Annotated in this window: 7 protein-coding genes and 1 tRNA gene; 7 read left to right on the top strand and 1 reads right to left on the bottom strand. The window is 44.6% G+C overall.

All coding sequences use genetic code 11. The annotated features are described in order from the left end of the window. Positions 1-114: 114 nt before the first annotated feature. The 3 genes from KQI32_RS05265 (at position 115) to KQI32_RS05255 (ending at position 1,859) form a co-directional block, all read left to right on the top strand. Positions 115-717, top strand: coding sequence for a hypothetical protein (locus KQI32_RS05265; protein ID WP_216424212.1), 603 nt, complete (start codon positions 115-117; stop codon positions 715-717). A 515-nt stretch (positions 718-1,232) separates the two neighbouring features. Then, positions 1,233-1,309 (top strand) — tRNA-Arg (locus KQI32_RS05260). 370 nt (positions 1,310-1,679) lie between these two features. Continuing rightward, on the top strand, positions 1,680-1,859 hold the full coding sequence (locus KQI32_RS05255) for a hypothetical protein (protein WP_102364675.1): 180 nt from the start codon (positions 1,680-1,682) through the stop codon (positions 1,857-1,859). A gap of 100 nt (positions 1,860-1,959) precedes the next feature. Here the strand turns inward: KQI32_RS05255 and KQI32_RS05250 are convergent, their stop codons facing one another. Beyond that, positions 1,960-2,130, bottom strand: a complete 171-nt coding sequence (locus KQI32_RS05250) for a hypothetical protein (RefSeq protein WP_216424211.1) — start codon at positions 2,128-2,130, stop codon at positions 1,960-1,962. Positions 2,131-2,723: 593 nt separating this feature from the next. Here KQI32_RS05250 and KQI32_RS05245 point away from each other — a divergent pair. From KQI32_RS05245 to KQI32_RS05230, 4 genes are all read left to right on the top strand, one after another. Next, positions 2,724-3,548 carry a ParA family protein gene (locus KQI32_RS05245; RefSeq protein ID WP_014635910.1) on the top strand — a complete coding sequence of 275 codons (825 nt, stop codon included), beginning with the start codon at positions 2,724-2,726 and terminating at the stop codon, positions 3,546-3,548. Beyond that, positions 3,505-4,449: a ParB/RepB/Spo0J family partition protein gene (locus KQI32_RS05240; protein WP_014635909.1), complete on the top strand. Its 945-nt coding sequence runs from the start codon at positions 3,505-3,507 to the stop codon at positions 4,447-4,449. Before KQI32_RS05245 ends, KQI32_RS05240 begins: the two co-directional genes overlap by 44 nt. 232 nt (positions 4,450-4,681) lie before the next feature. Further along, a complete protein-coding gene (locus KQI32_RS05235) occupies positions 4,682-5,386 on the top strand; it encodes a hypothetical protein (RefSeq protein ID WP_041179104.1) in 705 nt (234 codons plus the stop codon). A gap of 70 nt (positions 5,387-5,456) precedes the next feature. Further along, positions 5,457-9,707 (top strand): SpaA isopeptide-forming pilin-related protein, encoded by a 4,251-nt coding sequence (locus tag KQI32_RS05230; RefSeq protein ID WP_216424210.1) that lies wholly within the window; start codon positions 5,457-5,459, stop codon positions 9,705-9,707. The last annotated feature ends 89 nt before the right edge of the window (positions 9,708-9,796 follow it).

Below are 9,796 nucleotides of genomic sequence, written 5' to 3'. Positions count from 1 at the left end.
TCCACAGTGCTTGTCTTTATTATATCGCAGGTAGCTACTCCTGCAAATATAATCAAAAACTTTAAGAAAGGAGATATAATTAAAACCACCCCTTTCGAGATGGTTTAATTATACGTGATAATGGGTATTCAGTCCGGTTCAAAACGGATCCGGAAAGAAATCTTTCACCGTACGGAAACCGATGAACAGATCATTATGGCTTCCCGTTGGATAAGACAGGCGGGCGTCCCGTATGTTTGCTATGATTTTATGCTTCAGCATCCTTTTGAAAGCGAGGAAGATATCAAGGCAACCTTTCGTCTCTGTACCAGGCTGGAGACGCCTTTCCAGCTTCAGCTCCACGGGCTGAATTTTTTGCCGGGTACGGATATTATAAAGGAAGCCGAAAAACAGGGAATCGCCACGGAAAAGGAACTGGAACCCATCATGTTTGGCTCTATGGAAAAACAGTATGGAATGTATTGGAAGCGGAATGGTGACAAAGATTCAAAATACTGGTATCACCTTATCTATCTCCTTCAGTTTCCTTTGATGAGACATCATGCAATGCGTTTGGCCGTTCAGGGACAGAAGGACTATGCAAAGGCGCAAAGGCTATACCGGATGGCAGGAATGTTCTCTAAATACCATTATTTCAAAAAGAAAGCAAGGATGCTGTTAAAGGGATGGTTGCACAGCATGATTCCTACTGTATGGAAACAGTGGAGAATCGACTAAAAAAGGACAAATGAAATATTGACATTTGGGCATATCAGCGTTATAATATAACTAAATCATTATCAATATAGGGTATTTTAGGTGAAAGCATAGAATGGCAGACATAGCCCCATTTCTTTGTATAAGCAGGCGGCAGGTAAATCTCCTCTGTTTTGCAAGGCAGAATCGCTTGCATCATAAATTTTATCGGATGCTTGCGCAATAGCAATTTATTTTGGTATAACGAAATGGAAGACATTTGGGTGTTTGGAAATCAAATTCTTTTCTCAATGGGGTTAGTCTGTTGATGAATTGATGCATTTCGGGGTAACACTCCCCTTATTCCATTCCTTTTGTGAAATAGAGATATGCCCTTGGCAGAGCTGGGGGTGAAGTGAAATTTGATATGTTTATGCCCCCGTAGTTAAATGGATATAACAAGCCCCTCCTAAGAATATGTTATAACGACCGCCTTTCGGGCAAAGGCGATTGACATTGAGTAAGTTTAAGACTAAAATTGAATAGATTTTAAAGATGTTTCCGTAGCTCAGCTGGATAGAGCGACCGCCTCCTAAGCGGTAGGTCGGGTGTTCGAATCACCTCGGGAACGCCAAAAACTCCGCCGGAAAACCCAGTAAAATCAAGGGTTTCCGGCGTTTTTTCATTTTTACGGAAAAAGTGAAAAATCGTAAAATTCACAGATTTTCATTAGCAAAATCTCCGTCAGCTAATGGAAATTAGGACGAATGTCGTCCGCCTTTCAGGTGAACGACTTGCTAATAAAAATTAGCAGGATTTTCGCTATTTTGCTAATGAAAATGCCCTCTCTGCTAATGGCAGAAAAATTCGAGCAAAATTCCTGCTAATGAATAAGGCGTTCGTTACCCTGTTAATTCGTTCATTTAGGGGTGGTCAAGCGACAATCGCACACTACTTCTATGCCATTTCTTATTATATAATTGCGGTAACAGGAGGTGGTTGTTTTGAAAGAACAAAAATATCATTTATACCTTTCCAAGGACGAATACAGCGAAGTGCTGCAATCACTTATCCGTTTGAAGAACAGCCTGATAGCACAAGGCAGATACACGGACGCAGCAGATGATATTCTTTGCAAGGTGCTTTCAGCCAAGAAAAGAAAGTTCAAAATCAAATATATCTGAACACGAATAAAGACCGCCTACACTTTTGTAAGCGGTCTTTGCTAATTTAGAGTAAGTTAGACAAATTGGAATTTATCATGTTCTAATCATAGATAAAATATCAATTTTTCCCATTAAAAAATTCAATAATCATACGTAATATTTGTTCATCATGTTCCATATATAACTCTTTATCGATATTTTTAGATGGATTGCTTTCTTGATACTCAAGGGCTGCATCGGTTAAAAAATATGTATAATGCTCGTTGTGATTAGGTTTATCCATCAACATAAATTCAAATTTGTCTTTCTCTTAATTTCCTATTATACACCAAAATTATGAATATTTCTACCCGCCGTCTATTGACCTCAATTAAGAGGAAAGTAGGTGGCTTTTTTTGTTAGCAAAAAAATTTTCAAGAAATTTTGAAAAAACACCCCCCAAAAACGCTCTCCCATTTCAAACAAGTGAAGGGGTTAATTCCGAGCCACGAAAAGGTCAGCCCTTTCACTTGTATTTTGACAACTGAATAAACCATTCACTAAGACTTTAATTCTGATGATTTTAGCCACCTTATCGGGTACGCCGTGACTTCTGCATTGCAGAACAGCGAGAACTCCCGGTATAGGTAACAGGTTGCCCCTGTTACGGCGATGACAGTCAGAAGGATAATGATACTTCTCTACGGAGCTGGCGGAGTACCCGGCAGAGGTGAAATTCCTATGATACAGATTAGCAGTCTGTTCCTTAGTGACTTCCCGTGAGCTTATTGCTCGGCAAGGGGTGTTGAGAACAAATATTGCCCGACCGGTTAGGAAATGAGCCGGTCAAGTACATAGCCATACTGCGATGGCTATGAATTTCACGAAAGGAGGACGCACAAAGTGTCGAACTGCAAAACGATTGCGATATGCAATCAAAAAGGCGGAGTTGGAAAGACGACCACTACGGTAAACCTCGGCGTCGGTCTTGCAATGCAGGGAAAGAAAGTGCTGCTCATAGACGCAGACCCACAGGGCGACTTAACCACTTGTCTCGGTTGGCAGGATACAGACAACTTGGGTATCACGCTTGCAACGAAACTCACAGATGTCATAAACGAAACGATGAATGACCCTACGGTCGGTATTCTGCACCACGACGAAGGTGTTGACCTTGTTCCGGCAAACCTTGAGCTTTCTGCAATGGAGTTTAACCTTGTCAATGCAATGAGCAGAGAGACGGCATTGAGAAACTATCTCAGCGAAGTGAAGGACAAATACGACTATATCCTTATAGATTGTATGCCTTCTCTCGGAATGGTAACAATCAATGCTCTATCTGCGGCTGACAGCGTTATTATCCCTGTTCAGGCTCAGTATTTACCGGCAAAAGGAATGACGCAGCTTGTTCAGACCATTTCACGAGTAAAGAAGCGTATCAATCCGGGCTTAAAGATTGACGGTATGCTTCTCACTTTGGTGGATAGCCGTACCAACCTCGCCAAAAGCACGATAGAAGCTCTGAGAGAGAACTTCGGTAGTCAAATCAAGATGTATAGAACATATATCCCGATTGCCGTAAAAGCCGCAGAGACTTCTTCCAAAGGCAAGAGCATTTTTGCCTACGAACCCAACAGTACGGTGTCAAAGGCGTACACCGAATTTACAAAGGAGGTGTTAGCCGATGGCAGGAAGAAAGAGCGACTTCACTCTCACGAAGCTCGATGACTTATTTTCTACGCAGGAACAGAGAGATGAAGAAAAGCTTTCAAAAATCCGAGATATTCCCTTGACTGAGATTGACGATTTCCCCGACCACCCTTTTAAGGTGCGTGATGACGAGGATATGGCACAGCTCATTGAGAGTATTAAGGAACGAGGGGTAATCACTCCGGCGACGGTAAGGCAGAAAGAGGACGGCAGATACGAACTCATTTCAGGACACAGGCGAAAGCGAGCCTGTGAGCTTGCCGGGTTTGATACGCTCCGTTGTGAAGTCGTTGAACTGAACCGAGACGAAGCCACGATTTTAATGGTTGAGAGCAACTACCAAAGGTCGCAGATACTTCCCTCGGAAAAAGCCTATGCCTACAAAATGCGTTTGGAAGCAATGAAAAGGCAAGGAGAACGCACGGATTTAACTTGTGACCCACTGGGGGACAAGTTGGTGGGAACAAAATCTGTAATGTTGTTAGCTGATAAATCAGATGACAGCAAAACGCAGATTCAGCGATATATTCGCCTTACAAACCTTGTTCCCGAACTTTTGGAATATGTGGACGAGGGGCGAATTAAAATGCGACCGGCGGTTGAATTGTCTTTTCTCGATGAGGACAGTCAGCGTGATGTGGTTGATGAAATCGACCTGAACGACGCAACCCCGTCCCACGACCAAACAATCCGTATGCGAAAGTTCTTTGAGGAGGGCAAGCTAACAACCGAAGCAATCCAAGCGATTATGTCGGAGGAAAAACCAAACCAAAGGGAGAAAATTGTTTTGAGGGGCGACAGGGTTCGACAGCTTATCCCGAAGAATATTCCCATAAGCCAAACGGAGGATTTTGTGTGCAAGGCGTTGGAGCATTACAACAAGTTTCTGCGAAGCAGAGCCGACCGTGACAGCCGATAGCCTTCCCCCTTTCTCACACTCTAACCCCTATATATACCGGCTATTAACCTGCTGAAAAATATACTCTATCTCCCTTGAGTATATCTATCTCTAATAACATATAGCTGTCTATAAAAGGGTTCGCACATTTGGAGCAAAAGCAAAATGTCTGCTACGATAAAAAGTTCAGCCAATCGCACCTTTGATGTTTTTTGCCTGATTGAGTACGATTAAGGCGAAAGGAGCGATGGATATGAAAAACAGGCTAATACCTTGTGTTCTTGCCTGCCTGATGATTTTTCTCGTAGGTTGTAGCGGTAACACAGCCAAAGAAGCTGCACAGGAGATAACGAAAACAGAGACTTCTTTTCCGGCTGGTAATACCGAAACAAATTCTCAGGAAGAAACGGCAGAAGAACCGGAAAGCACGGCAGTTCAGGAAGAAACACCGTTTACGGCAGAAGAAAGCCAGTCAACCGCTGAAAGTCAAACGGCTGAGACTGTTCAGACAAAACCGGCGGAAGAAAAAACGGCTGATACTCCCGCAACCGAAAAGCCAAAGGCAGAGCCACCAAAGCAGACAACCACGCAGGCTGAATCCGAAAAACAAACGGAGCAGCCGAAAGAACAGACAACTGCCGAACAAAAGCCGGTTGAAAAGCCGACTGAAAAGCCGGCAGAACCGAAACCGACAGAGCCGCCCAAGCAGACATTCGATGTCAGCCCTTATGTAAGTTACGCAAAAGAGTATGCGGTAAGCATAGGACTTTCTCTTGACAGCACGGCGACAGAATGTTGGGACAATCCCATATCCGCAAATCCTAACCGAAGCGGTATCAAGTCTGATATTGAAAGCAGACTGAACCGATACAAGAACAGCGAGGGTTTTACCGCTGTGTGGATATGGACAGAAAAGCTATCCGATACGGAGTACAACATCTATATCGGCTACTGCTAAAACAAAATAATTTTAAGCGGACGCACTGAGTAAAATCGGTGCGTTTTTGCATTTCAAGGAGGAAAACGCAATGGTTAAAACAAAATTCAAGAAAGCCGTCTCGTTTATGTTGGCGGCGGTTATGAGCCTTACTGCTTTTATGGGCATTGGGGCAACGACAGCCTTTGCAGCCGTAGGCGAAAAAGCCGATGTGTACCTCGTCGATTATCCCCGAAGCGGAGATACCAATAACAACGGCGAATGGGGACACGGCAATCTCAACTATATGAACGGTTGGAAAGGCTTGTCCACGAAATATACGGGACTTCGTGCAATGGGTTCGTATTCGGGCAATATCGCCTACTGTATCGAGCCGGGTACAGGTCAGCGGACTGGAGATACCCTCACCGAAAAGGACGAGAACTTCTTTAATAACATTAGCCCGAACGGAACGATTTCCGGCGATGATATTCGCCTGCTTATCGGTCGTATCTTGCAGTACGGGTATCGTGGAGGTATTTCGACAAGCTGGAAGTCGCAGAATGAAAGCGACGCAAACTGTATCGCACACGCTTATGCCACTCAGATTTTGATTTGGGAAACGATTGTCGGCGAAAGAGACGCAGGCTTCAATCACGTTTCTACGGGCGGGTACAATGCCGTGCTTGAATGTGTAAGCACTGCACACCCACTCCGCAGTAAAATCTTGTCGTACTACAACAGTATGGTAACAAGTGTTCAGAATCACACCAAAGTGCCGAGCTTCTGCACAAGGTCAAGCGGTTCTGCAAAGGTAAACGAGCTTGAATGGAACGGAAGCAAGTATGTTGCTACTCTCACCGATACAAACGGTGTGCTTGGCAATTACAACTTCTCGGCAAACATTGACGGGGTTTCTTTCTCTGTCAGCGGAAACAAATTGACTGTTTCGATGGAGAAAGCTCCGAGCAAGGAATTTACCATCACAGCCGCAAAAAAGAACGGTGTCCGCAGAGGTGTTGTCGTATGGTCTGACGGTATCCATCAGAACGGAAACGGCATTCAGGATGTGGTCACTTATGCTCAGGAGGTCAGTGACCCTGTCAGCGGCTTTGTCAAAATGAAGGTAAGCTACGGCTCTTGTCAGATTGTAAAGACAAGTGAGGACGGAAAGGTTGACGGCATTCAGTTTACCATAAGCGGTAACGGTGTCAATCAGACTGTAACAACCGCAAACGGCGGTAAATTCCAACTGGATAACCTTATGCCCGGTGTTTACACGGTAACAGAACAGTCTATCGACAAATATGTTCCGCAGGAGGTTCACAGAGTAACTGTTGTTGCCGGTCAGGTGTCAAAGGTCAATTTCAATAATGTTCTCAAAAGAGGTAATCTTCAGGTCATCAAATCTTCTGAGGATAACTTGGTTGAGGGCGTTACCTTCCATCTTTACGGCACATCTCTTTCCGGTATTGCTGTCGATGAGTATGCCGTGACAGATAAGAACGGTGTTGCTTCTTTTGATGATGTGCTTATCAGCGGCACTACCCCATACACCATTGAGGAAGTGGATACCGCAATCCGTTATGTTGTGCCTGCAAATCAGACCGCACCGATTAACTGGAAAGAAGTAACCACAAGAAACTTCACGAACATTCTCAAAAAGTTCAGCGTAACCGTAACAAAGAGCGACCGAGAGGAAGGCACACCGCAGGGCGACGCTACCCTTGCCGGAGCAGTTTACGGTATCTATAAAGGCGAAACCCTTGTGGACAAGTATGTGACGGATAAGAACGGGCAGTTTACCACAAAGGAATATGTCTGTGATAATGACTGGACAATCCGTGAAATCACGCCGTCCGAGGGTTATCTGCTTGATACGACTGTTCACAAGGTCGGTGCTGAACCGCAGCTTTATACGGTGGAACACAATCAGACAGCAAATGATGTTACCGAACAGGTTATGAAAGGCAATATCGCCATTATCAAGCACACCGATGACGGCGAAACTCAGATTGAAACACCGGAAAACGGAGCAACCTTTGAAATCTATCTCAAATCTTCCGGCAGTTTTGACGCAGCAGAAGAAGATGAAAGAGATGTCATTGTCTGTGATGAAAACGGTTTCGGGCAGACAAAGGATATGCCTTACGGCGTATATACCGTTCATCAGACCTCCGGTTGGGAAGGTCGTGAGCTGATGAAGAACTTTGATGTGTTCATTGCTCAGGACGGACAGACCTACCGCTATCTTATCAACAACGCAAACTTTGAAAGCTATATCAAGGTTGTCAAGGTGGACGCAGAAAGCGGTAAAAACATTCCTTATGCCGGTGCAGGCTTCAAAATCTTTGACCCTGACGGCAATCAGGTAACAATGACCTTCACTTATCCTACTCCGACAACGATTGATACTTTCTACACCGACGCAAACGGACAGCTTGTGACACCGGAAAAACTGGAATACGGCAAGGGATATTCTCTTGTAGAAGTTCAGGCTCCTTACGGATATGTGCTTGACAGCACACCGGTGTACTTTGATGTGGCAGAGGAACATTCTTCCGATGAGGGTGGTATTACCGTGATTAAGGTCGATAAGCCTAATATGGCACAGAAAGGTACAGTCAGCATTGAAAAGACCGGCGAGGTGTTTTCAGGGGTAAATATCTCCGGCGTGGAAAACGCCGATGTGATTTATCAGCCTGTCTATGAAGTGAAAGGTCTTGCAGGTGCAGTTTATGAGATTAGCGCAGCAGAAGATATTATCACTCCCGACGGTACACTCCGTTATGCAAAGGGCGAGGTAGTAGATACTGTTACCACAGATGAAAACGGACTTGCCAAGAGTAAGGAGCTTTATCTCGGAAAATATACGGTGGTTGAAATTACTGCACCGGAGGGTATGGTCATCAACAAAGAAGCTCACGATGTTGAGCTGACTTATGCCGGTCAGGAAGTGTCTGTAACCGAAACCGCCACAAGCTTTGTAAACGACAGGCAGAAAGTAGCGGTAAGTCTTGAAAAGACTATTGAAAAGAACGACATCTTCAATATCGGCAACGGCGATGAAATGAAGAATATCAGCTTCGGACTTTTCGCCGCAGAAGAACTTGTTTCTGCAAGCGGTACTTCTATTCCGGCAGACGGACTGATTGAGATTATCTCACTTTCCGAGAACGGCAAGGCTGTTATCAAAACCGACCTTCCTTTCGGAAGCTACTATGTAAAGGAACTTGCCACCGATGAGCATTATATCCTTACCGACGCCAAGTATCCGTTCACTTTCAGCTATGCCGGTCAGGATACCGCAAATGTTGAGATTGCGGTCAATGACGGCAAGCCGATTGAAAACAAGCTCATTTACGGTTCTGTTTCCGGTAAGAAGATTACCGAAAACGGCGAAGCACTGGGAGGTGCTGTAATCGGTCTGTTTAAGGCTGATGAAACCGAATTTACAAAAGAAAATGCTTTGATGACTGCTACCTCCCAAAAAGACGGTAGCTTTTCTTTTGAGAAAGTACCGTATGGCAACTGGCTTGTAAGAGAAATCGAGCAGCCGGAGGGCTTCGTGCTTGATGAAACTTCTTATGAAGTTAAAATCTCCGAGGTCGCTCAGGTCATTGAGGTCGAAATCGTCAATGAGTATGTTCACGGCAATATCAAGTTGACTAAGGTCGATGAAGATTACCCGGACAACAAGCTGACAGGAGCGACCTTTGAGGTTTACAAAGATGTAAACGGCGACGGTAAACTGGATGACGCCGACGAGCTTATCGGAACTCTCTCCGAAACCTCTACCGGTATTTACGAGATGAAGGAACTTCTTTACGGAAAATACCTTGTAAGAGAAACCAAAGCACCGGATGGCTTTGAGCTTGATAAGGGTGTGTACTCTGTTTTCATTGAAAAAGATGAAACCACCTACGAGGTAGAAAACAAAGCCGGCGTCGGCTTTATTAACACAGCTATGAAAGGAAACCTGAAAATCGTTAAAACTTCCTCTGACGGTAAGGTTGAAGGCTTCACTTTCAGAGTTACAGGAGTAAACGGTTACGACCGAAGCTTCACGACCGATAAGAACGGCGAAATCATTATCGAGGGACTTCGTATCGGCGATTACACCATTTCCGAGGTTCAGGATAGTGTTTCTGCTTCCTATGTGCTTCCTGCGGATAAGATTGCAACCGTAAAGGTCGGTTCTACTACCGTTGTGGAAATGCACAATGAGCTGAGAGATACACCAAAGACCGGAGATAACAGCAATGTGGGCTTGTGGACGGCACTTGCGGGACTTTCTGCCCTCGGTATTGTCGGCACAGCCGTTGTTGCGTACAGAAAAAAGAAGAAGGAGGACAATGAGTAATGGACGCTAAAACAATCGTAGCAGTTGTATTAGTCGCCTTTATTATCGGCGGCTTTATCTTCTTGCAGATTAAGAACAGAAAGAAATAA

Source organism: Acetivibrio sp. MSJd-27, assembly GCF_018918095.1.
Lineage (GTDB): Bacteria > Bacillota > Clostridia > UMGS1840 > HGM11507 > HGM11507.
Note: the sequence above shows the minus strand (reverse complement) of the source record. Positions and strands in the feature narration are given on the sequence as shown.

Coding starts and splice junctions, on each gene's coding strand:
- KQI32_RS05240 (WP_014635909.1), top strand. CDS start 3,505: ATGGCAGGAAGAAAGAGCGACTTCACTCTCACGAAGCTCGATGACTTA.
- KQI32_RS05230 (WP_216424210.1), top strand. CDS start 5,457: ATGGTTAAAACAAAATTCAAGAAAGCCGTCTCGTTTATGTTGGCGGCG.
- KQI32_RS05235 (WP_041179104.1), top strand. CDS start 4,682: ATGAAAAACAGGCTAATACCTTGTGTTCTTGCCTGCCTGATGATTTTT.
- KQI32_RS05250 (WP_216424211.1), bottom strand. CDS start 2,130: ATGTTGATGGATAAACCTAATCACAACGAGCATTATACATATTTTTTA.